Origin of the sequence: Pseudomonas sp. FGI182, from assembly GCF_000511325.1 — a bacterium.
Lineage (GTDB): Bacteria > Pseudomonadota > Gammaproteobacteria > Pseudomonadales > Pseudomonadaceae > Aquipseudomonas > Aquipseudomonas putida_Z.
On record NZ_CP007012.1, the window covers coordinates 596,206 to 620,472 of the forward strand.

The window sequence follows — 24,267 nt, forward strand, 5'->3', positions numbered from 1 at the left end:
GAAGAGGCCAGTGCAGGTTATCGGGACATCCCTTCAATTACCCGCTTCAGCGAAGCCGGTAACATCGGCCCATGCCCCAGCCCGTCAATCCGCTCGAACCGTGCCTGCAGCCCCGGCACCTTGGCCAGGTCTGCCACCAGCTCCCGCGTCGCCCGTTCTCCATCTCCTTGCACCGGCATGCGCGGGTTAGCCGGCTCCTCACTCCCGCGCATCAGCAACAATCGAGGCCGGCTGCTACCCAAGCGCTGGTCAAGCCCCTGCGCCTCACGCACGATCGCACCGTCATGCCACCACAGCGAAGGGCTGGCCGCCACATAGTCACTGAAAGCCCCAGGCCGGGTGAACAGCGCATGCAGCACGGCCAACCCACCGTAGGAATGCCCCCACAACGTCTGCCGCTGCAGGTCGATCGGTGCCACACCCGCCACCAGCGGCCGCATGCGCTCGCTCAGCAGATCGAGGAACTCGTCCACGCCACCGCTCGGTTGCCCGGTCAACGGGTCCAGTTGCTCAGCCTGCCCAGGCAACGCCGGGGTGTAGTCATAGGTACGCCCGACCCGCTCGATCCGCTGATCGGTCTGGTACCCCACGGCCACCAGCAATGGCGCCTGGCCGGCGGCAAGCTTGCCCAGCAGCAGGCTGTCCAGCGTCCCCAGCGCGGCATTGCCATCGAGCATCCACAGCACCGGGTAACCCGCCGCTGGCGCCGGGCGGTCTGGTTTGCCTACCCACAAGCGGTAATGACGCTGGCCATCGGCCGAGTCCAGGTCGAGCTGGCTGAAGCGGTAGGCCAGGTCCTGGCGCTGCAGCAGCGAGGTATCCATCCTCTGTTGATGCTCGGGCTGCGCCAGGGCAGCAGGGGCCGCAAGGGCCAGTGCCAAAGCCAGCGTCAGGGTCATCTTGCTCATCAGGTGTCTCATCAGGGCTTTGCAAGGAGCGCAAGGCAGAAACGCCAAGATGATAATCAGTCCTGATTGAGCGTAAAGCGCATTAACTTTCTAAACAGTCCCGGCCATCGGCAAAGTCATGTGCAGGCACAGGCCTGGGTGACCGTTGCTGGCCCATAAGCGACCGCCTTGCAGTTCGATGGCGCGGCGGGCGATGGCCAGGCCCAGGCCGAAGCCCGCGCCGCTGTCGGCCAGCCGCTGGTAGGGCTTGAAGATGCGTTCGAGCTCGGCGTGCGGCACCCCGGGCCCCTGGTCACTCAGGCGCAGGTGCCAGCAGTCGCCCTCCAACCAGCCATCCAGGCTGACCCGGCCCTCGGCCGGCGAGTGGCGGATGGCATTGCGCATCAGGTTTTCCAGGGCTTGGGCCAGGCTGTCCAGGTGGGCTTGCACCACGCAGTCGGGGCCGAGCGAGCAGGGCAGGCGGGCGCGGTCCCAGCCGCTTTCGAAGCAGATGTCCTGGCACAAGGCTTCCCACACCGAAACCATCAACACCGGTTCGGTCGGCAAGCTGGGCTGTTCGGTGTCCATCCAGGCGAGGTCCAGCGTGTCCTCCAGAAGCTTCTGCATGTCGGCGACCTCGCGGTCCAGGCGCTCGCGCAACTGGGCCGGCGGCAAGCCGCTGTCATGGGCGATGCGCAGCCGCGCCAGCGGCGTGCGCAGTTCGTGAGACAGCGTGCGCAGCAACAGGCGCTGCTGCTCCAGGCTCTGGCGCAGGCGCCCGGCCATGTGCTCGAAGGCCTGCGCCAGTTCGCCAAGCTCATCGCGCCGCTCCTGCAGGGGCAGGGCCGGGCTGTCGAGGTCGTCGGCACGCAGGGCGTCGGCGCGGTCGCGCAGGCGGTTCAGTGGCACCACAAGGTGGCGGTACAGCGCCAGAACCAGCAGCAGGGCGAGTAGCGTGGGGGCAACGCCATGGGTGATTACATGGGTCCATGGGGTCAGGCCGGTAGGCAACAGGTGTTCGGGCAGTTGCATTACCAGGCGACCGTGCTCGGGGTGTTGCGGGAACTCGATGCTGACGTAGGGCAGTTCATCCTGCAGGCGCCGGCTCATCGGCCAGTCGAGCTTGCGCATGAAAGTCAGGTGGCTAGCTTCCTCAGCGCTCAGTGGGGTGCTGCCAAGGCTCTGCAGGTGCGGCCCGACCAGCGCCACCCAAGTGCCCTCGGCCTGTTCCAGTTGCCTGCGCCAGGCCTCGGCGCCCTCCGCGCCGCCTTGCTCCCAGGCCTGTTCGGCTTGCTGTGCAAAGCGCGCCAGGTAGTCCTGGTCGGCTTGGGACAGGAAGTAGGTACTGCGCTCCACCGACAGGCCCCAGGTCCAGATCAGCCAGGTCAGCAACAGGCAGAAGCCAACCTGCAGTACGGCCAGTTTCCATAGCAGGGGATGACGGCGCATCAGGCTTTTTCCGTGTCGACCAGGATGTACCCCTGGCCGCGTACGGCCTGGATCTGCAGGTGCTGGGCATCGATGTCGGCCAGCTTGCGGCGCAGGTTGCACACATGCACATCCAGGCCGCGATCCAGGCGGGTGTAGGCCCGGTGCAGCACGGTCTGGTAGAGAAATGGTTTGCTCAAGGCTTCGGAAGGGTGGGCCCGCAGGGTGGCCAGCAAGCGGAATTCGGACGCGGTGAGGCCGGCAGCCTTGCCGTTGTGGATAACGTCCTGGCGGTCCTGGTCGAGCATCACCTCGCCGACGTCGGCACGCAGCGCCGTACCACGATCGAACGCCACACGCCGCAGCAATGCATCGACCCGGGCGTCCAGCTCGGCCAGGCTGAAGGGCTTGGGCAGGTAATCGTCCGCGCCCCGGGTAAAGCCACTGATGCGATCCTGCTCGGCCCCCAACGCCGACATCAGCATGACCGGCACCGCCTGCTGCTGGCGCAACTCGTCGAGCAGGCTGAGGCCGTCGATGCCTGGCAGCATGATATCCAGCAGCACCAGCTCGAACTGTGATTGCTGTATGGCATTCAGGGCCTGGACGCCGGTGGCGCATGCGTGCACTCGGAAACCCCGGTTAAGGAAATGGCGTTCCAGGTCCTGACGCAGGCTTGCGTCGTCTTCGGCTAGGAGGAGTGAGGTGGGCACGGCGAGCCTTGAATGAGAATTCGTATCAGTTACGAATCATCCCATTGCCGGCAGGGCGAGGGCAACGCCTGGATGTGTTAAGAAGGTTAATCCTGCTGCACCCCCGATTTCCCTTCGGTATCGTTCGCAAAAAGCAACTTGTTTCGTTTGCGAATTACTACCATTTGGGGAAAGGGTGTGTCATGAGCAGTTTCAAAAGTTTGGGGGACTCGCGACGGGTTCGGGGCTGGCTGGTGCTGGGGCTGTTGGCGCCGTTTTCGTTGTCGGCACTGGCCGAGACGGTAGCGACTCAGGCGTCTGCCGAGGACAGCGCGCTTGACCTGCCGGCATTGACCATCGAAGGCAACCGCCTGTATGACATGCTGCCGTCGGAAGAAACTGGCGGCTACAGCGTGGATGCCGCCACCGTGGGCACCAAGACCCCCGCAGCGCTCAAGGACATCCCGCAATCGATCACCGTCTACACCCAGGACTACGTCAAGGACCGCCAGTTCGTGCACCTCGATGACCTGGCCAAGTACACCGCCGGCCTGCGAACCCTGACCAACGACAGTGGCCGTTCGTCGATCTACGCCCGTGGCTACGAGTACAGCGAGTTCAATATCGACGGCCTGCCGGCGCCCATGGCCAGCATCTTCGGTACAGTACCGTCGCTGGCGGCATTCGACCGTGTCGAGATCATGCGTGGCCCGGCCGGGCTGTTCAGCAGCACCAGCGAACTGGGCGGTATCGTCAACATGGTGCGCAAGCGCCCGACCGCCGAGTTCCAGGGGCACGTCGAAGGCAGCTATGGCACCTGGGACACCAACCACGAAGAAATCGACCTGAGCGGGCCGCTGGATGATGCCGGCCGCGTGCGCGGGCGCTTCATCGCCTCGCGTGACGACACCAATGGCGAGGTCGACTACAACGCCAACACCAGCAACAGCTACTACGGTGCGCTGGACGTCGACCTGGACGACGCCACCACCCTGTCGTTCGGCCTGATTCATGAAGTGAAGAACATCACCCCGCACAATGGCTATCCGGCAACGCTGTCCGGCGAAGTGCCCGACTTCAGCCATTCGAAGTTCCTGGGGGCCGACTGGAATTACTTCGACGGCAAGACCACCGACCTGGTCGCCGAGCTGACCCACCGCTTCGACAACGGCGGCTATGGCCGTGTCGCAGCCCGTGGCTCGCATCGCGACACCAATTACCTGTACGCCTTCACCGCGACCAACGCCACCACTGGCGCAAACTCCGAGCGCGCCAGCGCCCGCGATTTCACCCAGGACACCTACTCGCTGGACGCCAGCTACAGCCAGCCGTTCGAAACCTTCGGCCAGGTCAGCGAATTCGTGGTCGGCAGCGACTACAAGAACTACGACACCGAGTACCTCAACGGCACAACCAACCTGGGCGCCATCAACGTCAACACATACTCGCCCAAGCAGTTCGCCAAGCCATCGCCCAACTACAGCACCGAGACCGGTATGCAGGAAGAGGAATACGGCCTGTACTCCAAGGTCACCTTCCGCCCGGTCGAGCGTCTGGCGCTGATCGCCGGGGGCCGCTTCAGCTGGTATCGCGGTGATTTCTACACCACTACCCTCAGCAGCGGCGCCACCACCAACGACAGCAAGCGCGTGGATGGCCACTTCACCCCGTATGGCGGCCTGGTCTACGACCTGACCGAGAACCATGCGCTGTACGCCAGCTATTCGCAGGTTTTCAAGCCGCAGTCCGACACCGACAGCAATGGCCGGGTGCTCAAGCCGCGTGAGGGCGAGCAGTACGAGTTCGGTCTCAAGAGCAGCTACTTCGGCGGCGACCTGAATACGCGCTTTTCGGTGTTCCGCCTGACGGACAAGAACCGCGCGACCACCGTGTATGACGCCGACGGTGTCGCTACCACTGACTCTGTGGCATCCGGCAAGACCCGTGTGAAAGGCGCCGAAGTGGAAGTGAGCGGCAAGCTGACGCCGAACTGGGAAGTGCTGGCCGGCTACACCTGGATGGAAACCGAAACCCTCAAGGGCGATGCCGAAACCACCTTCTTCATCATGCCGCGCAACCAGGCATCGCTGTGGAGCAAGTACACCATCAGCCAAGGGCCGCTGAACGGCCTGGCCATTGGTGGCGGTATTTCGGCGATGAGCAACTTCTATTCCGAGAACGGCGGTGTGCGCATCGACGCGCCAGGCTATGCGACGGTGGATGCAATGCTGTCTTATCCGGTTACCTCGAAGCTGACGGCCACCTTCAACATCAACAACCTGTTCGACCGGGACTACCTGTCGCGGGTGGGGTCGACCTCGACGTTCAACTTCTACGGGCCGTCGCGGAGCATGATGGTTGGGGCGCGGTATGACTTCTGATAATCAGATTTTTCCCGTTGCGCGTAGGCCATTTCTGAAATAGCTTCCTAGCGCCCTTGAGCCATTGCGGTGGTGTTCCTGGCGGACTAGTGTGGCCCAGTCGTTGCCAAATCAGCGACCGGGCCTGCAAGCCCGCTCAGAGAACGATTACCGATCACCAATAGCCAATGGCATGCCATTGCGCGCGCTTTATGGTGGCTGCGTACGGGAGGTTTTCGAACCTGCCGGTTTCGTTCTCTGCCGGTCTTGCAGACCTGTACGTGGCCGCCCCCCATCACACTGCAAGTAATGAGTGGCGGTTCTAGCCAATCAATTGAGAACCTCACCATGCTTAAGATTGTCCCCGATCCACCCCACGATATTCATTCCCTTGAAGACACCCTGATCCAGGCCACGGACTATGCGCTGTGCGCTGCGACCGTTGTGCATCAGGCCATGCTGCTGCAGCCCAAGTCGCCGGCGTCGGTTTTGATGATGACGTCGATGCATGAACTGGAGACGCTGCGGGCTTTGCTGGAGTCGGCATTGATTCAGGTGCAGATGCCCACTGGGCCCAGGACTTTGCACTGAGGCTTGAGTGATGTGTTGTCTGGGCGGGCCCTTTCGCGGGTAAACCCGCTCCCACAGGATCACCACAGTCTTCAAGACTTGCACAGTACCTGTGGGAGCAACTGTCTTGTGTTGCCTGTACTGGCCTCATCGCCGGCAAGCCAGCTCCCACAGGGATAGCGCCTGGCTCGAGGCCGATGCGGTCGAGGTGGGAGCAACTGTCTTGCTCAATTTCAAAAAGCTGGCGCGATCCCTGTGGGAGCGGGCTTGCCCGCGAACACGGGCGAAGCCCGTGCCATCCACCACGGTGTTGGCTTCGCGGGCAAGCCCGCTTCCAGGCGGCTCACGCTGCGTTCTGGATTTACGTTGTACCTTCAGGCTGCGGTAGCACTAGATCGAGCCATGATGTACCCGTTCTGAGCATGGCATTTAACCGCACGATGAACGTTCTCATGCAGGCCACGATAGCGACTTTGGGAAGTTTTCCGCGCTCCCGCAGTGACTGATAACGAGCCTTGAGTGCTGGGTTGTATTTCATCGCCACAAGGCATGCCATGTACAGCGATCGCCTGACCGCAAATCGCCCGCCAGAGATAGAGCGCTTGCCCATGAATTTCCCGCTGTCGTGGTTGAAGGGCGCCACCCCAACCAGGGAGGCAATTTCTCTGGACTCAACCCGACCTAGCTCCGGCAGCAGCGCTATTAGTTTGCCCGCTGTCACCATCCCAATGCCTTTCACTTTGATCAGCTGGGCAACCCGTTCGTCGTTCAGCATCGCGATTTGCTGTTCGATCTCACACTCAACCCGTTTGATCTGCGCCTTGAAGTGTTTCAGGTTGGCATTCAGGTAGTTAGCAACTGCAGTCGATTGCACCTGCTTCAGGCGCCGCAGGTCGTCATCTCGCTGTTGAACCATCCGATCACGTTGCTGAAGCAACTCTCGCAGAAGCGCTCGTTCGGGGCTGACTCGCAGAGAGGGTTGATCTGGAATGACTTCGGCATAGTGCGCCAGAACCTCGGCGTCGATGGCGTCAGTCTTGGCCTTGATGCCTAAAGAGTCAGCGAATGACCTGGCTCGCCTGGGATTGACGCGTATGACCTTGTAGCCAGCGTCCTGTAGAAAACACATGACATCTCGCTCGTAGCCACCCGTCGCCTCTAACAGGACGCGCTTGATACTGAGCTTGCGAAGGCTCTCCAGTAGCGCCTCAAACCCTGTTGGATCATTGCTTAAATGCATTTTGATGCCCTGTGGCCGCACCGCAGCATCAAGGGAGAGACTGGAAACATCGATACCCAAGAAGGAAGCCATCACCAAAACCTCCTAAACTCAACACAGTGAGAGGACTTTGGCTTGGCCCACGCTTGTGATTCGAGATCAGAGCCGCATCCAACTGTTCGGGCTCTCGCCAAAGTGGAACGGTGAATGGCAGCTTTTGCTCCCACACGTGCTCAAGGCACCTACGGCATTCAGCTTGCCATTCACCGCTCTCACTCCAAATTCTAATCCCCCATCAAGACACAAGCGGGTTTACCCGCGAAAGGGCCCGTCCAGGCAGTCGAGAACTTTCAGGGGATTCAAAAATGACCACAGAAGACACCCAATTCACTGTCGGCAAGACCACGTTCTACCAAGGCGAACATGGCACCCACCCACTGTTCCGCATCGAGCCCGGCATCCCCTGCCGCGATGCCCGCGAGCAGTCCTCAGAGTTGATGGGCTATGTCCGCGAACTGACCATCACCGGCCTGATGGATGAGAAGCCGATGATGATCTGGGCTGCACACTACCTGAGTGCGATGGCCAAGGCGCTGATGGATGATGCTGAGTTGGGCATGGGGCAGTGAGCGTTTGCCTTTAGGTCGCATGAGGGCCGCAAGGTGTTCGCCGCGGCAGTTTCAGCGCCTGTCAGACCGAGCGCCGCCCGCGCGGCGCTTCGCAGCACAAGGCTGCTCCTACATCTGTTTCGGGCCAGTCCTTCCTGTGTAATTCGCGCGCGAACGCCTTGGCGCATGCCGTGATATCGCGTCGCACAAACAAGGCGACCGCGCGCCCCTGGCACAGGCGATATTGGCCCGAAACAAATGTAGGAGCAGCCTTGTGCTGCGAAGCGCCGCGCGGGCGGCGCTCGGTCTCACAGGCGCTGCAAACCTGTCGGTATACACCTGATCGCCCGCTTGATTAGAGTGGCGCCTGGGGTAATACAGGCCAGTCAAGCCTTTCGACAAGCGAGGTGCAGGTGAGCGTTGATATCGAGTGTGTGGTGGTCGGGGCCGGTGTGGTCGGCCTGGCGGTGGCGCGTGCCTTGGCCCAGGCTGGCCATGAAGTGCTGGTGGTGGAGGCGGGCGAGGGCATTGGCGTCGGGGTCAGCTCGCGCAACTCCGAGGTGATCCACGCCGGCCTGTATTACCCCGATGGCAGCCTCAAGGCGCAGCTGTGTGTCGAGGGCAAGCAACGCCTGTATGCCTATTGCGACAGCAGAGGCGTTGAATACCAACGCCTCGGCAAATTGATCGTCGCCACCGATGCGGCCCAGGTCGAAGGCTTGCAGCGCCTGCTGGAGCAGGGCCGGCGCAATGGTGTCGATGACCTGCAATGGCTCGACGCCGACCAGGCGCGTGAGTTGGAGCCGGCGCTGTCATGTGTCGCCGCGCTGTGGTCGCCGTCCACCGGCATCATCGACTCCCATGGCTTGATGCTCGCCCTGCTGGGTGACGCCGAGGCTGCGGGCGCCACCTTGGTACTGCATACCCCACTGCTTGCCGTGCGGGTGATCGAGGCCGGTTTCAGCCTGGACATGGGCGGTGCCGACCCGATGAGCCTGACCTGCCAGCGGCTGGTCAACTGCGCTGGGTTATCGGCAGTTGAAGTCGCTGGGCACATCACCGGCCTCGACCCGGCCCATGTGCCCAAAGCCTATCTATGCAAAGGCAGCTATTTCAGCCTGAGCGGTCGTGCGCCATTTCGGCACCTGGTGTACCCCGCACCGGAACACGCCGGCCTGGGCGTGCACATGACCCTCGACCTGGGCGGCCAGGCGCGCTTCGGCCCGGATGTGGAGTGGGTGGAACATATCGACTACCCGGTAGACCCCCGGCGCGGCGACAGCTTCTATGCCGCCGTACGGCGCTATTGGCCCGACCTGCCCGACGCCAGCCTGCAACCGGCCTACAGCGGCATCCGCCCGAAAATCAGCGGCCCGCTGGACCCGGCGGCGGACTTTGTCATCAGTACGCCCGCCGAGCATGGTGTGCCGGGGCTGGTGAACCTGTTTGGCATCGAGTCACCGGGGTTGACCAGTTGCCTGGCATTGGCGGATCGCGTGCTGCGTACCCTGCGTGACAACTGAAGGCAGTGCGAAGCTGCCTTCAGTCTTTATGCATGTGCTGCTTGCCATCGCGATGAGTATGGGCCTTTGAATGCCCCTCATCGTGCTGGCCTGCGCCCGAGGCCTGCTCACCGTGGTGGCCAGGCACGTTGCCGCGGTGCTGGCCTTCATGGTTGTGCATTTCACTTTCGCCACCACCATGCTGGTGGCCGCCACTGGCCGCGACCATCGTTTTGTATTGTTCGGCGTTCAACTGGGGTAACTGGTCCAGGAAGGCGACGATGCCCCAGATGTATTCATCGCCCATGCTCTTGCCCCAGGCCGGCATGCCGGAGGCCTTGATGCCGTGCTTGATGATCCAGAACGCCGCAGCGGGGTCGCCACCAATCCCGCTTTTGGCTAGGTTGGGGGGCGATGGATACAGAGCCTGGCTGAGCTCGGTCTTCTCGACGCCAGGGGCAAGGTGACAACCGATGCACATGGCATTGTAGTTACCGGCGCCGGTACCAATCAGCGCTTCATTTTTCAGGTCCGGCACCTCGATGTCCCTGGCCCGTACTGCGATCGAGCGGTCCCGTGCCATGGCCAGAAAGGCATGCACGGCGGGGAAATGGGGATCATCGGCCCCGACGTTGACCAGGCCGGAGTACGCAGCACCCAGCACGGCCACGCTGGCCACCGCGCCTGCTGCAACAAGCGTTGTTATTGTTCTTTTCATGTCTGATTCTCAAAACCACATGCGGATACCGGCCACGAAACGCGCTTCATCCACATCACCACCCTCGTCGCGGATGAAATCGGCGGTTTTGCCGTAGGAGCGGTTCCAGGTGATGCCGATGTAAGGGGCGAACTGGCGGACTATTTCATAGCGCAGGCGCAGCCCGACTTCGGTATTTGCCAGGCCGGAACCGACGCCGCGCACAGGGTCGTTCTTGCCGTAGAAATTGGCTTCAGCGGTCGGCTGCAGGATCAGGCGGTTGGTCAGCAGAATGTCGTAGTCGCCTTCCAGGCGCGCGGCAGTCTGGCCGTTCTCGCCAATGAACGCGGTGGCTTCGGCTTCGAAGTCGTAAAGCGCCATGCCCTGGATACCGAACGCCGCCCAGGTCTGGGGGGATTCAGGCTTGAAGTCCTGTCGCACCCCGGCAACCACATCCCACCATGGGCTGATCGAGCGGCCGTACAGCAGCTGCAATTCGGCATCCTCGGTGACACCGTTGGTACGTTCACCTTCGGAGCGGATCCACAGCCGGTTGATATCGCCGCCTACCCAGCCAGAAGCATCCCAGGCCAGCGTGCTGCCTTCATCGGCATCCTGGTACTCGAGCTGGTCCAGCAGGAAGAAACTGTTGATAGCACTGTCGTGCATCTGATGCCCGCCCAATGGGGGGAAGGCTGCCTGGCGGTCGGCATCGGTCAGCACCGGGATCGGGGTACGGCTGGTCGTCGGCGTATCCGTCGAGCCGTGGTTCATTTTCGAATGGTCCATCGCTTCATGGTTCATGGCTCCATGATCCATGGCGCCGTGGTCCATGCCCGGCATGCTGCCATGATCCATCTTGCCGTGGTCCATCATCGAATGGTCCATTTCTTCAGCGGCGAAGCTGGGCGCAGCGCCCAGCACACCGAGCGAAACGGTCAATGCCAGCAGCGATGGTCGTGCCAGGCTATTGAGCATCTTTCCCTGCCTTGGCTTTGTCGCTGCCATGGGATTCCATCATCTTGCCGTGGTCCATGCCTTGCATCGAGCCATGGTCCATACCCTTCATCGAACCGTGGTCCATGCCCTTCATGGCGCCATGATCCATGCCCTTCATCGAACCATGGTCCATGCCTTGGGCACCCTTGGCTTTTGCGGCATCGGCAGGCTGCTGATTGTTGTCGCCGGACCACGACGACGGGGCATAAACGGCAAACAGGCCGGCCATTGCAGCAGAGAGGAAAAACGCGCTTCGTTTCATTGGTTTGCTCATCTCGGATCTCCAGTTCATTCGTCCACACGGACTTCGCGGAACATGCCCATTTCCATGTGGAACAGCAGGTGACAGTGATAGGCCCAACGCCCCAGGGCATCTGCCGTGACGCGATAGCTTCGTTTTGAGCCAGGCGGCATGTCGATTGTGTGTTTGCGCACCATGAAGTTGCCGTTTTCATCCTCCAGGTCGCTCCACATGCCATGCAGGTGGATGGGGTGGGTCATCATGGTGTCGTTGACCAGGGTGATGCGCAGGCGCTCGCCATACTTGAGGCGCAGTGGCTCGGCATCGGAAAACTTGATGCCGTCGAAGGACCAGGCGAACTTTTCCATGTGGCCGGTAAGGTGCAGCTCGATTGTGCGACCAGGCGCGCGGCCGTCCGGGTCCGGGAAGGTGCTGCGCAGGTCCGCATAGGTCAGCACACGGCGGCCGTTGTCACGCAGGCCGATGCCCGGATCGTCCAGTTTTGGTGTCGGGGTCATGGTCTGCATGTCGACCAGCGGGTTGTCGCTCTCGGAGTCTGGGTGGCTCTGCATGGGCGCGCTGGTACCAGCCATGTCGCCATGGTCCATGCCGGCCATGTTGCCGTGGTCCATGCCTGCCATGCTGCCGTGGTCCATGCCAGCCATGTCGCCGTGATCCATGCCCATATCGCTCATGGAAATGATTGGCCGTGGATCGACAGCTGGAACAGGGGCTTGCAAGCCTTCGCGAACAGCCAGGGTGCCCCTGGAATACCCGGTACGGTCCATGGATTGAGCGAAGATGGTGTAAGCCTGCTCGCTTTCGGGCTCGACGATGACATCGTAGGTTTCGGCAACGGCGATGCGGAACTCGTCGACCGCAACGGGTTTGACATGCTGCCCATCCGCCGCGACAACCGTCATCTTCAGGCCGGGAATTCGCACATCGAAATACGTCATGGCCGAGCCGTTGATGAAGCGCAGGCGGATTTTCTCGCCCGGCTTGAACACGCCCGTCCAGTTACCGTCCGGGGCCTGGCCGTTCATCAGGTACGTGTAGGTGTAGCCGCTCACGTCAGCGAGATCGGTGGGGCTCATTTTCATCTCGGCCCACATCTTGCGGTCGGCTACCGCGGCGGACCAGCCCATTTCGCTCACATCGTTGACGAAATCGCCCACCGTGCGCTTGTGGTAGTTGTAGTAGTCGGACTGCTTCTTGAGCTTGGACAGCACCCGTGCAGGGTCTTCATCCGTCCAGTCGCTGAGCATGACCACGTAGTCCCGGTCATAGGTGAACGGCTCAGGCTCCTTCGCATCGATGACCAAGGCGCCATAAACCCCGACCTGCTCCTGGAAACCGGAGTGGCTGTGGTACCAGTAGGTGCCGTTTTGCTGGACCTTGAACTTGTACTCATACATGCCGTCGGGGGCGATGCCATGGAAGCTCAGGCCCGGCACGCCGTCCATGTTCGCCGGCAGGATGATGCCGTGCCAGTGGATGGAGGTGTCCTGCTGCAAGCGGTTGCGCACACGCAGCGTGACGGTATCGCCTTCGCGCCAGCGCAGGATGGGCCCGGGAATGGAGCCGTTGATGGCCATCGCTGTACGTGCAGTGCCGGTAATGTTGACCGGCAGCTCACCGATGTAGAGGTCGAAGTCGGTGCCGCTCAGCACATTCGGTTGGCCGGGGCTGGTCACGGCCCAGACCGGCGCGCGCCACATGCCCAGCCCGCCAAGCAGTCCGGTAGCGGCCAGGCCTTTGACGAAGGAGCGTCTGGTGGTTTTGCTTTGCATGCCGTTGCGTCCAGTCAGTCGAAAAGTTGCTGGTGTTCAGGCGGTTGAACGCCCCAGCCCGTGGGTCGAGAAGCCCCACAATCTTCCTTAACGCTAGCGGACCTGCGCTGTCAGCTGGCTGAGCTTCAGATTACTTTTCTGTCAGCTTGCGGTGGGTCAAATTCAGTAAGCGCGCCGCGCACCCTGTGGGAGCGGGTTCACCCGCGAAGAATGCGACGCGGTGTATGGCACCGGCTTTGCCGGTGTTCGCGGGTAAACCCGCTCCCACAAGGCCCTGCGAAATCTTTGGGCTATGTATTCTGTGGGAGCGGGCGTGCCCGCGAAGGGCTGCAAAGCAGCCCCATCAAGCGGCTCTTTGGCCTGGCCGCTACTCGATGCGCAGCGCCGCCACCGGATGCAAGCGGGCCGCCCGCACGGCCGGAGCAAGGCCGGCGAGAATGCCGAGCATCGCCGCCAGCAGCAGCGCCAGCAGCAGAAACAGCGGTTGCAGCGCCAAGGGCAGGCTCGGCATGGCCAGGTGCAGTAGCCCCAGCAGCATGCCCATCAACAGCAGGCCAAGCAGGCCACCGGCCAGGGACAGCAGTGTCGCTTCAGCGAGAAACAACCCAAGTACCTGCCGCGGACTGGCGCCAATCGCCCGCAACAGGCCGATTTCTGCCGTGCGCTCGCCCACAGTGGTCGTCATGATGGTGAGAATGCCGACGGCGCCGACCAGCAGCGAAATGCCCCCCAAGGCACCAATGGCCAGGCTCAGGGTGCCGAGAACGCGGTTGAAGCTGCGCAGCATGTCGTCCTGGGTGGTCAGGCTGAAATCCTCCGCACCGTGTCGTTCGCCGAGCACCTCGCGAATCTGCCGGCTCAATGCCCGTGACGTGGTACCTGCGCCGAACACCACATGGGCTTTGACCACTCCGGTGCGGTTGAACAGGCTTTCCGCCCAGTCCACCGGGATGTAGGCAATATCGTCGAGATTGAAACCGAGCAACTGGCCTTTCTCCGCCATCACGCCGATCACCCGGAAACGCACGCCGCCGACGCGGACCAGCTCACCCAGCGGGTTGCGCGCCCCGAACAGCTCGGTACGCAGCTGATGGCCGAGCACCACATAGGGCGGCGAACGGCCGTCACGGGCCGGGGGCAGGAACTCGCCCAGGCTCAGTTGCATGCGCCAGGCCTGCGCCATCTGATGGCCGCCACCGAGAATGTCGCTGCGCCGGCTCAGTTGACCGAACTGGATATTCCCGCTGCCCTGAATGATCGGCACCGCCGCCTCGACATGCGGCAAGCGCCGCAGGGCGTCGGTGTCACTGATGGTCAGTGGGCGCACGCTGCCAAGCAGGCCGCCGAGGCCGCTGGTCTGGGTCTTGCCCGGGCGCACGGTGATGATCCGCGTACCAAACTGCGAGAAGTTCTCCAGCACATAGCCGCGCACGCCTTCGCCTATGGCCGTGAGCAGCGCCACGGCGGCTATGCCGATCGCTACCCCGAGCAGGGTCAGCAGGCTGCGCAGCGGGCGGCAGGTCAGCGCCGAGCTGGTCAGCCGGAAACCATCTTGCCAGCGCATCAGTGCGCCCCCGGTGGGCGTAGCGCCGCCACCGGCTCCAGCGCCGAGGCCCGAGCGGCCGGCAGCCAGGCGAACAACAGCGCCGTGCCGAGTGCCAGCAGCACTGCGCCAGCCCGCGCCCACCAGGGGGCATAGAGCGGCAGATCGAACGCCAAGCGCCCCAGCCAGAGCAAGGTTTCGGCCAGCAGCAGCCCTGCCAGTGCCCCTGTCAGGGCCAGCAGCGCCGCCTCGCCGAGGAACAGCAGGCGCAGCTGCGCCGCTGTCACGCCTATGGCTTTGAGCAGGCCGATCTCGGCGCTGCGCTGGCTCACCGCAATCCAGGTCACGTTCATGATCAGGATGCCTGCCACCAGCAGGCTGATCGCGGCAATGCCGGCCACCGCCAGGGTCAGCACCGCGAGTATCTGGTCGAAGGCGCTGAGCAGGCTGTCCTGGCTGACCAGGGTGACGTCCTCCTCACCCTCGTGGCGCTCCTTGAGCGCGGCGAGTATCAGCTGCTTGCTACGGTCGAGAAAGCTCGGACCATGCACCTCGACAAACACCCGCGACAACCCCTCGCTATTGAACATGGCCTGGGCGCTGGCCACCGGGATGATCAACATCTCGGCGAAATCCATCCCCAGCGATTCGCCCCGCTCACCGAGAATGCCGACCACCCGGAAGCGCCGGTCGCCAGCGCGCAACCATTCACCCAGGGCCGGGCGAGCTCCGAACAGCTCGCGCCGGAGTTTGCCGCCGATCACGCAGACGGCCTCGGCCTGCTCAGGGTCCAGCGTCGGCAGGGGTTGGCCTTGTACGACGGTCAGTTGGCGAATGGCGAAGAAGTCCCGGGTGGTGCCCAGCGTCAGCACTTCACGATTGCGGTTGCCGACTATCACCTCCATCTGCCCGGCCTGCTGCGGCGCGACCCGGCGGATGCCAGGCAACCGGGTGATGGCCTGGACATCCTGCAAGGTCAACTCGTGTGGCGTCAGCCCGGTGAGCGGCGGCATTCGCCCGGTGGTTTCCTTGCGCCCCGGGAAAACGATGAGGATGTCGCGCCCGAGCAGCGAGAATTCGTTCAGGACGAAGGCCCGCGCGCCCGCGCCAAGACCGGTGAGCAGGTTGACCGCGACCACCCCGATAGCGATGGCCAGCAGTAGCATCAGGCTGCGTGAGCGATGCCCACGCAAGGCACCTAGCCAGAAACCCAGGGCATCGGCAGCGCGCATCAGGCCAGCGCCCACTGCGGCGCAATACTGTGGATCCGCCCGTCACGCATGTGCAGCTGGCGCTGTGCGCGGGCGCCCAGGCTGGCATCGTGGGTCACCACTATCAGGGTCAGCCCCTCGCCGTTGAGCTCTTCCAGCAGGCTGAAGACCTCTGCGCCGGCCTGGCTATCGAGATTGCCGGTGGGTTCGTCGGCCAACAGCAGCGCCGGTTGCATGACCATCGCCCGGGCGATCGCCACGCGCTGGCGCTGGCCACCGGATAGCTCGGCCGGGCGGTGGGCAATGCGCTCGCCCAGCCCCAGGCGTGCCACCAATTGGCTGCTGCGCTTGCGCCGTTGCGCCGCACCAATGCCGGCGAGGACCATCGGCAGCTCGATGTTTTCCAGCACCGTCAGCCGTGCGATCAGGTGGTAGGACTGGAACACGAAACCTATCAGCCGGCTGCGCAACTGGGCGCGGCGCGCCTCGCTCAGCGCCGCCGTGGCCTCGCCCTGCAGCCAGTATTCGCCGGCGCTCGGCGCGTCGAGCAGGCCGAGGATGTTCAGCAAGGTCGACTTGCCCGAGCCCGACGGGCCCATCACCGCCATGTAGTCACCGGCGGCGATGTCCAGGTCCAGGCCATCCAGCCCCATCACCTGCTGTTCGCCCAACTGGAAGCTGCGGCTGCCGCCGCGCAGGCGGATCATTTCTCGCTCTCCGCGGCATCCACCGGGATCACCGCCACGGTATCCTTGAGCCCTTCCTGCTCGTGGCTGGCGACTATGCGTGCGTCCTCGTCCAGCCCTGCAAGCACCTCGGTCCAGCGCCAGTTGCTCAGCCCGGTTTGCACCTGCACCTCGCGCAACACCCGGGCGCTCGGGTCATATCGCAGCACACGCTGCCCCTCCAGCAGGGTCTCGGTGGGGATGCGCAAGGCGCCCGCGTGCTGCTCCAGGAGGATCTCGACATCGGCGCTATAGCCGGTGAGCAGGGCCAGGTCTGCCGGCGGCTGGTCGAAGCGCACCTCGACATCGACGGTGCGCGCCTGCTTCTCCAGTTCGCGCACATAGGACGCGATGCGGCTGACGCGGCCGGTGAAATGCTGACCACGGAAGGCATCCAGGCTGATCCGTACGGCGGTTCCCGGGTGAACCCGGGCAGCGTCCACCTCATCGATCGGTGCTTCTACATACAGGCAACTGTCGTCGATCAGGTCGACTGCCGGCGGCGTGGGAATACCTGGCGGCGAAGGGGTGACGAACTCGCCGAGTTCGCCGTTGATTTCTGCGACGATGCCGGCGAATGGTGCACGCAGGGTTGTCTGTTCCAGCAGTGAACGCTGCAACTGCAGGCTGGCGTCGGCCTCGCGGATCAGCACGGCACTGGCACTGCACATCAACTTCGCCAGGTTGGCCTTGGTCGTGGCCTGATCGAGGCGATCGGCGGCAATCAACTTGCGGTCGGCCAACTGGCCGAGGCGATCAAGGTCGCGCCGGTCCAGCAGAGCTTGCTGGCAGCGCTGTTCGCGGGTGTTGCGCTGGGCCTCCAGCCGCGCCTCGGCTTCCTGCAGCCTGGCCTGTTGCTCGTCCTGCCGCAGGCGCATGAGCACCTGACCCGGCTGGACCCGCTGGCCCTCACTGACCAGCAACTCGGCAACCTGGCCACCGACATTGAAGGACAGGTGCGAGCGTCGACAGGACTTCAGCGTACCCGCGCGCGTGTTGGCCACCACCGTCTCCACCGGCCCCCGCTCAACTTCCAGCAGCCTGACCGGCAACGGCTGCGGTCGACTCAACCAGCCGCCCAACACCACAAGACAAGCCAGGATCGACGAGCCAATCAATAATTTGCGCATGGACTACACCTCCTCCCATATGGCTTGAGCCTAGATCAGGAGGGTGAAAGCTCCACGCGAAACGTCATTTATCCGACGATTTTCGGATAAGCGTTAGTATAGTGTCAGATAAATGGCGAATGAGATTTTTTTCGCTCATGCAGCGGCGATTCCCCGGCGATGGAAAGGCCGCAGAAAGTTTCAGAGGATGAGAATGGCGGGCATTAAAAAGCCGGCTTGTGGCCGGCTTCTCGGGGACGCTTCCGACTAATTTATGGTAAGCCGCAATCGCCTTAACTGTGTGGCCATCAAGGGCCTGAAAGAGATGGCAGATGCCCGTGTGGGATATCGCCGAGCCCTCTGGACCGCGGCTCGCGCCGGTCGGGGGCTGAATGTGCGGCGTAGCATACAAGGGCGCGCGCAGGATGCCCAGCAAAAAATGGCACAGGTTGTTTCAGTCGGGCCGTTGCTGGCGGAAATGCGACCAGTGGAACACCCAGCCCAGAACCTCCAGCCCTTGTGTCTGGCGCTGGGCGGTGGTGTAGCGTTCGACCGCATAGTTGCGCCGATCATGGCTGTGCAGGTACAGCGTGCCGTGCTGGCCGAGGCTGAGGTTGTTCACCCTGAGCACGCCGTTGTGCAGCAGGGCATAGGTTTCGCCCTCGAACACCTGGGTCATGCCCAGGTCGATGGCCAGGGTGGCCTGCAGCGGAATCAGCGGTGTCATGTTGCTGGCGGGCATCGCCAGGCAGATGGCGTTGTCGGCGTGCACTCCCAACCCTTTCAGGGCTTTTGCGGGCAGGCACATGTGCTTGCCCGCCACGGGCGACAGCAGGCCGTTGTGCAGTTCGTAAAAGGGCACCTTCAGTGCCCGGCCGCCTTGCGCCGACAGCGGCGTGCGCGGGTTGGCGGGCGCCGGCCCTGGCGGGCAGGTGCGCAGGATCGGGTTGTGGTGTTTGGGGCCTTCGCCCGTGCGCAACCAGCGACGATGCACGCAGAACAGGTCGGCCATTTCGTCCAGCCGGGCCAAAGGCACGCCGCGCTTGAGCCAGTTGTTGACGTGCTGGGGGGTGACGCTGCGCTGGGCGGCGAAATCGGAAGAGGTCAGGCCACATTCGTGGAGGAGGGCTTTGAGTCGGTCGCCGGATGTGTTCATGGCGGCGAGTGTAGCGGCGGGGTGCCAGCAAGGATATGAACCGGATGTTGATGGGGCTTGTGTGAAAAGCGCCTGTTTGTAGGGCGTTGGAGTAGGACTGCGTAGGATTTATTACCGCATCAGACGTTGGCGCGGTAGCTGTAGGAGCGGCCTTGTGTCGCGACGGGGCGCGACGCGGCCCCAAAACCATCCCGAACGATTTACCTGAGAGACCGCATTTGCTGGTTTTACGGCCGCTTCGCGCCCGATCGCGACACAAGGCCGCTCCTACAACCGACCGCGAAGGCAGGTCATTCAACAAGAAGGCTGCGAACGAAGGTCGCTGACGAATGGCCATAAAAAAACCCCGCCGAGGCGGGGTTCTTCATGCAACCGGCATCAGCCCTTGTAGGCAGCAACCGATTTGGTGATCGCGGCGCGGGCGGCGTCAGCGCCTTCCCAGCCTTCGATCTTGACCCACTTGCCCTTCTCGAGATCTTTGTAGTTGGCAAAGAAGTGCTCGATCTGCTGGATCAGCAGGGCTGGCAGGTCGGTGTATTCCTTCACGTCGACGTACAGCTGCGACAGCTTGTCGTGAGGAACAGCGATGACCTTGGCGTCGCCGCCGCCGTCGTCGGTCATGTTCAGCACGCCGACCGGACGGGCGCGGATAACCGAACCTGGGGCTACCGGGTAAGGGGTAACGACCAGCACGTCCAGCGGATCACCGTCATCGGCCAGGGTGTTCGGGATGAAGCCGTAGTTGGCTGGGTAGAACATCGGGGTAGCCATGAAACGGTCGACGAACAGGGTATCGCTGTCCTTGTCGATCTCGTATTTGATCGGCGCGTGGTTGGCCGGGATCTCGATGGCGACGTAGATGTCGTTCGGCAGGTCTTTGCCCGCCGGAATCTTGCTGTAGCTCATTGGGCAGTGCCCCCGTGTTTGACCAAAAAAGTGGCGGCGATTATAGGCACATTCTGCATGGGCATGCCACGCCTGGCCTGATGTGCGGCCCCGTCAGGCGTGGCTTTCGCGGTATTCCGGGTGTTCGGCCTGCAGCCGGCACAGGCGCGCCAGTGGGTCCTGGCGGTAGAACAGCGACAACTGGCGGTAGACCTGTGGATAAGCCTGTTGCAGCAGGTCGGGGGCACTAAAGAAGTACTCGCTGGTGACGGCAAAGAACTCCGCGGGGTTCTCCGCGGCATACGGGTCGATGGCGGTTTCGGCGTCGGGGTTGGCGTCCAGCTGGCGGTTGAGGTCGTCATAGGCCTGTTGCATGGCGGTTGCCCATTCATCCACGGGCATGCCGCTGTGCAGCGGCGGCAGGCCGTTGGCATCGCCATTGAGCATGTCGAGCTTGTGCGCCAGTTCATGGATGACCAGGTTGTAGGCCTCCCAGCCACCACTGGCCAGCACGCCGTTCCAGGCGAGGATGATCGGGCCCTGCTGCCAGGCCTCGCCGCTGTGCTCGCCGTCCCATACATGCTCCACGCCACTGGCATCGCGGTGGCGCTGGGGGCTCTTGAAGTCGTCGGGGTAGAGGATGATTTCGTGGAAACCCTGGTACCAGTTCAGCTCGCCCAGGTGCAGCAGCGGCAACTGCGCCTGGGCCGCCAGCAACAGGCGCTGCTCGTCGTCCGGCTCGACGCCGGGCAGGCAGGTGAGGTGCTTGTCGAGCAGGAACAGGATGCAGGCTTCACGCAGCCAGCGATCTTCTTCGTCCGTGATGCCGTCCAGCATCGGCAGGCGCTCGCGCACGGCCTGCCATTGCTGGGGGGTGATGGGGTAGCGCGCCAGGGTGCGCTTGCGCCGCCAGGCGCTGAACGACCACATCTGCAGGTTTCAGTGGGCCTTGGCCGTGCGGCCCAGGCGGCCACGCAGCAGGCCGAGGATCATCGGCACCAGCGACAGGATGATGATGCCCACCACCATCAGCGACAGGTGCTGCTTGATGAATGGCACGTTGCCGAAGAAGTAGCCCAGGGTCACCAGGCCGCCGACCCACAGCAGCGAACCGGCGACGCTGAAACCGAGGAAGCGCGGGTAGTGCATGTGGGCGATGCCGGCGACGAACGGTGCAAAGGTGCGCAGGATGGGCAGGAAGCGCGCCATGGTCACGGTCTTGCCGCCGTGGCGTTCATAGAAGTCGTGGGTACGCTGCAGGTAGTCGCGACGGAAGATTTTCGAGTTGGGGTTGTTGAACAACCGCTCGCCGGCCGTGCGGCCGATCACGTAGTTGGTGCTGTCGCCGAGGATTGCGGCGGCCATCAGCAGGCCGGCCAGCAGCAACGGGTCCATGCCGCCACCGGCGGCCACGGCGCCGGCAATGAACAGCAGCGAATCGCCGGGCAGGAAGGGCATGACCACCAGCCCGGTTTCACAGAAGATCACGGTGAAGAGGATGGCGTAGATCCAGGGACCGTAGTTGGTGACCAGCAGATCGAGGTAGGCATCGAGATGCAGGATAAGGTCCAGCGGGTTGAAATCCATGTACAGCACCTGTGTTCTTGGGCGTAGGCTCGGTTACCTGGGGATGGGTAAATTTTCACACATGACAGGTGGGCCATTATACGGCTAAGTCAGGAACATGCCCGGCGAGTTTGTAGCGGGGGGTTACGGCAGGGGTGTATTCCTGTACCGGCCCTTTCGCGGGCATGCCCGCTCCCACAGGGATATCACTGCTTCCTAAGGCTGTGCTGTACCTGTGGGAGCGGGCGAGCCCGCGAAGAGGCCGGTGCAGGTCAATCCTGGCTGATCGGCAGGATATAGCTCTTGAACTCGTTATCCTCACGAAACCCGATGGATTCGTAAGTCTTGTGCGCTACCTCATTGTCCGCACTGGTCGACACCCGCATGCGCACGGCGTTGGTTTCCTTGGCCATTTTCTTCGCCTCGCGCATCAGGTGGTCGGCCACCAGCATGCGCCGCGAGTCCTCGGCCACATAGATATCGTTGAGAATCCATACCCGCTTCAATGACAGCGATGAGTAGCTTGGGTACAGCTGGCAGAATCCCAGCAGTTTGCCGTCGTCATCATCGGGTAGCGCCAGGTAGATCACCGACTCATCCCGCTTCAGGCGCTTCTCCAGGAAACTGCGCGAGCTGTCAGGGTAGGGTAGCTGCCCATAGAACTCACGGTATTTGACGAACATCGGCGTGAGCAGGTCGAGGTGTTCCAGGGTTGCCTTGATGATGCGCATGTGCGGCCCTCAGAGTCCATTAGGGGAAACAGCGGATTGCCATCAGCCTTCAAGGGCATGCTGCCCAATGCGCGGTGCAAGTGCAATCCGCCTTCCGTGACATGTTTTTTACCCTTTGCCGAGCAGGAAGTTACCTTTCTGGCCGGTGCTGTGTTCACTCTCCAGGCTATGGACCTCGGCTTCGTCCTTCAGATTCACCCCGGAAAGCTGGCGTCGGCAGGCTTCGCGCATCAAGTACAGCAAGCGGTGCGCCGCCATGCCATAACTCAGGCCCTCCAGGCGGATGTTGGAAATGCAGTTGCGGTAGGCATCGGTCAGGCCGACCTTCGGTGCATAGGTGAAGTACAGGCCAAGGCTGTCGGGCGAGCTGAGCCCCGGGCGTTCGCCGATCAGCATCACCGTCATCCGTGCGCCCAGCAGCTCACCAACCTCGTCGGCCACTGCCACGCGGCCCTGCTGCACCAGCACCACCGGGGCGCTGGTCCAGCCATCGGCGGCGGCCTGTTCCTCGAAACGCGCCAGGAATGGCAGGGTGTGGCGGTGCACGGCCAGTGCCGACAGGCCGTCAGCGACGACGATGGCCAGGTCGACCCCGCCGGGGTTGGCCTGGGCGTGCTGGCGCAGCGCGGCAACCGAATCTTCGTTCAGCCGTCGCCCCAGGTCCGGGCGTTGCAGGTACTGGTTGCGGTCGCTGGCGGCGCTGTGCAGCACCAGGCTTTCGCGCCCGCGGTCACTCAGCTGGGTAGCCAGGCCGGCATGGTCGAAGGCCAGGTGCACGGCGTCGCGGGCCTGGGCGTGGGCAAACTGGAAGTCCAGCTGCGCACCGGTCGGCAGGCTGGTGCCGGTGCGGCCCAGGGCTATGCGCGCCGGGGTCAGGTTGCGCAGGGCCAGCCAAGGGTTGTCGGGGGTAGGCGTGCGGTGGTCCATGGTCATCCCTATGCAAGCTGTGCCAAGGCCTGGCGGAAGGCCGGCGGCAGGTTGTCACCAAAGCGCACCCGGCCATCGGCCTGGGTGAAGATGCCGGTGCGGGCCAGCCATGCCTCGAATTCCGGCCCGGGCTTCAGGCCCAGGGTCTGGCGCGCGTACAGCGCGTCGTGGAACGAGGTGGTCTGGTAGTTGAGCATGATGTCGTCGGAGCCGGGGATGCCCATGATGAAGTTGATCCCGGCCACGCCCAGCAGGGTCAGCAGGGTGTCCATGTCGTCCTGGTCGGCTTCGGCGTGGTTGGTGTAGCAGATGTCGCAACCCATCGGCACTCCCAGCAGCTTGCCGCAGAAGTGGTCTTCGAGGCCGGCGCGGATGATCTGCTTGCCGTTGTACAGGTACTCCGGGCCGATGAAACCGACCACGGTGTTGACCAGGAACGGCTTGAAGTGGCGGGCCACGGCATAGGCGCGGGTTTCACAGGTCTGCTGGTCGACGCCGTGGTGGGCGTTGGCCGACAGCGCGCTGCCCTGGCCGGTTTCGAAATACATCAGGTTCTGCCCGAGGGTGCCGCGTTTCAGTGAAAGGCCCGCTTCGTAGCCTTCCTGCAGCACGTTCAGGTTGATGCCGAACCCGGCGTTGGCCGCCTCGGTGCCGGCGATGGACTGGAACACCAGGTCCAGTGGCACGCCACGGTTGATCGCCTCGATCGAGGTGGTGACGTGGGTCAGCACGCAAGCCTGGGTGGGGATGTCGTAGCGCTGGATGATGGCGTCGAGCATTTCCAGCAGGGCGCAGATCGAGGCGATGCTGTCGGTGGCCGGGTTGATGCCGATCATGGCGTCGCCGTTACCGTACAGCAGGCCGTCGAGAATGCTGGCGGCGATGCCGGCTGGCTCGTCGGTGGGGTGGTTGGGCTGCAGCCGGGTCGACAGGCGCCCGCGCAGGCCCATGGTGCCACGGAACCGGGTGACCACGCGGATCTTCTGTGCCACCAGCACCAGGTCCTGCACGCGCATGATCTTCGACACCGCGGCGGCCATTTCCGGCGTCAGCCCGGGTGCCAGGTTGCGCAGGCTGTCCTCGTTGGCTTCTTCGCTCAGCAGCCAGTCGCGCAGGCCACCCACGGTCAGGTGGCTGACCGGGGCGAAGGCCTGGGCATCGTGGGTGTCGATGATCAGGCGCGTGACTTCATCATCTTCGTAAGGGATCAGCGCTTCGTTGAGGAAATGCGTCAGCGGGATATTGGCCAGGGCCATCTGCGCGGCGACCCGTTCGCCGTCGTTGCTGGCCGCGACGCCCGCCAGGTAGTCCCCCGAGCGGGCGGGGCTGGCCTTGGCCATCACTTCCTTGAGGCTGTCGAAGCGGTAGACCAGGTGGCCGACCGTGTGTACGAAACTTGCCATACAGACTCTCCAGAG

At 63.2% G+C, this 24,267-nt stretch carries 23 protein-coding genes; 4 read left to right on the forward strand and 19 right to left on the reverse strand.

Annotated features, from left to right (window positions below):
• Positions 1–17: 17 nt before the first annotated feature.
• The 3 genes from C163_RS02675 to C163_RS02685 form a co-directional block, all read right to left on the reverse strand.
• Positions 18–908 carry an alpha/beta hydrolase gene (locus tag C163_RS02675; RefSeq protein ID WP_025337531.1) on the reverse strand — a complete coding sequence of 297 codons (891 nt, stop codon included), beginning with the start codon at positions 906–908 and terminating at the stop codon, positions 18–20.
• Positions 909–998: 90 nt separating this feature from the next.
• Positions 999–2,336 carry a sensor histidine kinase gene (locus C163_RS02680; RefSeq protein WP_025337532.1) on the reverse strand — a complete coding sequence of 446 codons (1,338 nt, stop codon included), beginning with the start codon at positions 2,334–2,336 and terminating at the stop codon, positions 999–1,001.
• On the reverse strand, positions 2,336–3,028 hold the full coding sequence (locus C163_RS02685) for a response regulator transcription factor (protein ID WP_025337533.1): 693 nt from the start codon (positions 3,026–3,028) through the stop codon (positions 2,336–2,338). The genes C163_RS02680 and C163_RS02685 overlap by 1 nt, the downstream gene beginning before the upstream one ends.
• Before the next feature lie 182 nt (positions 3,029–3,210).
• Between C163_RS02685 and C163_RS02690 the strand changes: the two genes are divergently transcribed.
• Complete coding sequence (locus C163_RS02690) at positions 3,211–5,388, forward strand: TonB-dependent siderophore receptor (protein WP_025337534.1); 2,178 nt, start codon at positions 3,211–3,213, stop codon at positions 5,386–5,388.
• 327 nt (positions 5,389–5,715) lie between these two features.
• Positions 5,716–5,958 carry a hypothetical protein gene (locus tag C163_RS02695; RefSeq protein ID WP_025337535.1) on the forward strand — a complete coding sequence of 81 codons (243 nt, stop codon included), beginning with the start codon at positions 5,716–5,718 and terminating at the stop codon, positions 5,956–5,958.
• Positions 5,959–6,298: 340 nt separating this feature from the next.
• On the opposite strand, the gene C163_RS02700 is transcribed toward C163_RS02695, so the two are convergent.
• Positions 6,299–7,249: an IS110 family transposase gene (locus C163_RS02700; protein WP_025337292.1), complete on the reverse strand. Its 951-nt coding sequence runs from the start codon at positions 7,247–7,249 to the stop codon at positions 6,299–6,301.
• 272 nt (positions 7,250–7,521) lie between these two features.
• On the opposite strand from C163_RS02700, the gene C163_RS02705 reads away from it, so the two are divergent.
• Both C163_RS02705 and C163_RS02710 read left to right on the forward strand, forming a co-directional pair.
• Positions 7,522–7,785: a DUF3077 domain-containing protein gene (locus C163_RS02705; RefSeq protein ID WP_015268787.1), complete on the forward strand. Its 264-nt coding sequence runs from the start codon at positions 7,522–7,524 to the stop codon at positions 7,783–7,785.
• Positions 7,786–8,177: 392 nt separating this feature from the next.
• Positions 8,178–9,287 carry an NAD(P)/FAD-dependent oxidoreductase gene (locus C163_RS02710; protein WP_025337536.1) on the forward strand — a complete coding sequence of 370 codons (1,110 nt, stop codon included), beginning with the start codon at positions 8,178–8,180 and terminating at the stop codon, positions 9,285–9,287.
• A gap of 19 nt (positions 9,288–9,306) precedes the next feature.
• Here C163_RS02710 and C163_RS02715 read toward each other — a convergent pair whose 3' ends face one another.
• The 15 genes from C163_RS02715 to C163_RS02785 all read right to left on the reverse strand — a co-directional run bounded on the left by C163_RS02715 (position 9,307) and on the right by C163_RS02785 (position 24,252).
• Complete coding sequence (locus tag C163_RS02715; RefSeq protein WP_025337537.1) at positions 9,307–9,984, reverse strand: c-type cytochrome; 678 nt, start codon at positions 9,982–9,984, stop codon at positions 9,307–9,309.
• A gap of 9 nt (positions 9,985–9,993) precedes the next feature.
• Positions 9,994–10,941: a copper resistance protein B gene (locus tag C163_RS02720; RefSeq protein WP_025337538.1), complete on the reverse strand. Its 948-nt coding sequence runs from the start codon at positions 10,939–10,941 to the stop codon at positions 9,994–9,996.
• Complete coding sequence (locus tag C163_RS02725; RefSeq protein WP_038407869.1) at positions 10,931–11,254, reverse strand: hypothetical protein; 324 nt, start codon at positions 11,252–11,254, stop codon at positions 10,931–10,933. The genes C163_RS02720 and C163_RS02725 overlap by 11 nt, the downstream gene beginning before the upstream one ends.
• The gene (locus C163_RS02730) at positions 11,251–12,996 is read right to left on the reverse strand and encodes a copper resistance system multicopper oxidase (protein WP_025337540.1); all 1,746 of its coding nucleotides are present in this window, start codon (positions 12,994–12,996) and stop codon (positions 11,251–11,253) included. Before C163_RS02730 ends, C163_RS02725 begins: the two co-directional genes overlap by 4 nt.
• 367 nt (positions 12,997–13,363) lie before the next feature.
• Positions 13,364–14,560 carry an ABC transporter permease gene (locus C163_RS02735; protein ID WP_025337541.1) on the reverse strand — a complete coding sequence of 399 codons (1,197 nt, stop codon included), beginning with the start codon at positions 14,558–14,560 and terminating at the stop codon, positions 13,364–13,366.
• The gene (locus C163_RS02740) at positions 14,560–15,771 is read right to left on the reverse strand and encodes an ABC transporter permease (RefSeq protein ID WP_025337542.1); all 1,212 of its coding nucleotides are present in this window, start codon (positions 15,769–15,771) and stop codon (positions 14,560–14,562) included. Before C163_RS02740 ends, C163_RS02735 begins: the two co-directional genes overlap by 1 nt.
• Positions 15,771–16,457: an ABC transporter ATP-binding protein gene (locus C163_RS02745; protein ID WP_025337543.1), complete on the reverse strand. Its 687-nt coding sequence runs from the start codon at positions 16,455–16,457 to the stop codon at positions 15,771–15,773. Before C163_RS02745 ends, C163_RS02740 begins: the two co-directional genes overlap by 1 nt.
• The gene (locus tag C163_RS02750; protein ID WP_025337544.1) at positions 16,454–17,605 is read right to left on the reverse strand and encodes an efflux RND transporter periplasmic adaptor subunit; all 1,152 of its coding nucleotides are present in this window, start codon (positions 17,603–17,605) and stop codon (positions 16,454–16,456) included. The genes C163_RS02745 and C163_RS02750 overlap by 4 nt, the downstream gene beginning before the upstream one ends.
• Before the next feature lie 433 nt (positions 17,606–18,038).
• Positions 18,039–18,740: an XRE family transcriptional regulator gene (locus C163_RS02755; protein WP_025337545.1), complete on the reverse strand. Its 702-nt coding sequence runs from the start codon at positions 18,738–18,740 to the stop codon at positions 18,039–18,041.
• A 378-nt stretch (positions 18,741–19,118) separates the two neighbouring features.
• A complete protein-coding gene (gene ppa, locus C163_RS02760) occupies positions 19,119–19,646 on the reverse strand; it encodes an inorganic diphosphatase (protein ID WP_003255365.1) in 528 nt (175 codons plus the stop codon).
• A 93-nt stretch (positions 19,647–19,739) separates the two neighbouring features.
• Complete coding sequence (locus C163_RS02765) at positions 19,740–20,555, reverse strand: zinc-dependent peptidase (RefSeq protein ID WP_025337546.1); 816 nt, start codon at positions 20,553–20,555, stop codon at positions 19,740–19,742.
• Between the two features lie 9 nt (positions 20,556–20,564).
• Entirely contained in the window at positions 20,565–21,212 is a 648-nt protein-coding gene (locus C163_RS02770) for a DedA family protein (RefSeq protein WP_025337547.1), read from the reverse strand.
• A 251-nt stretch (positions 21,213–21,463) separates the two neighbouring features.
• Positions 21,464–21,922 (reverse strand): GNAT family N-acetyltransferase, encoded by a 459-nt coding sequence (locus tag C163_RS02775; RefSeq protein WP_003257044.1) that lies wholly within the window; start codon positions 21,920–21,922, stop codon positions 21,464–21,466.
• A gap of 108 nt (positions 21,923–22,030) precedes the next feature.
• Positions 22,031–22,849 carry an ethanolamine ammonia-lyase subunit EutC gene (eutC, locus tag C163_RS02780; RefSeq protein WP_025337548.1) on the reverse strand — a complete coding sequence of 273 codons (819 nt, stop codon included), beginning with the start codon at positions 22,847–22,849 and terminating at the stop codon, positions 22,031–22,033.
• Positions 22,850–22,857: 8 nt separating this feature from the next.
• Complete coding sequence (locus tag C163_RS02785) at positions 22,858–24,252, reverse strand: ethanolamine ammonia-lyase subunit EutB (RefSeq protein ID WP_025337549.1); 1,395 nt, start codon at positions 24,250–24,252, stop codon at positions 22,858–22,860.
• Positions 24,253–24,267: the final 15 nt, after the last annotated feature.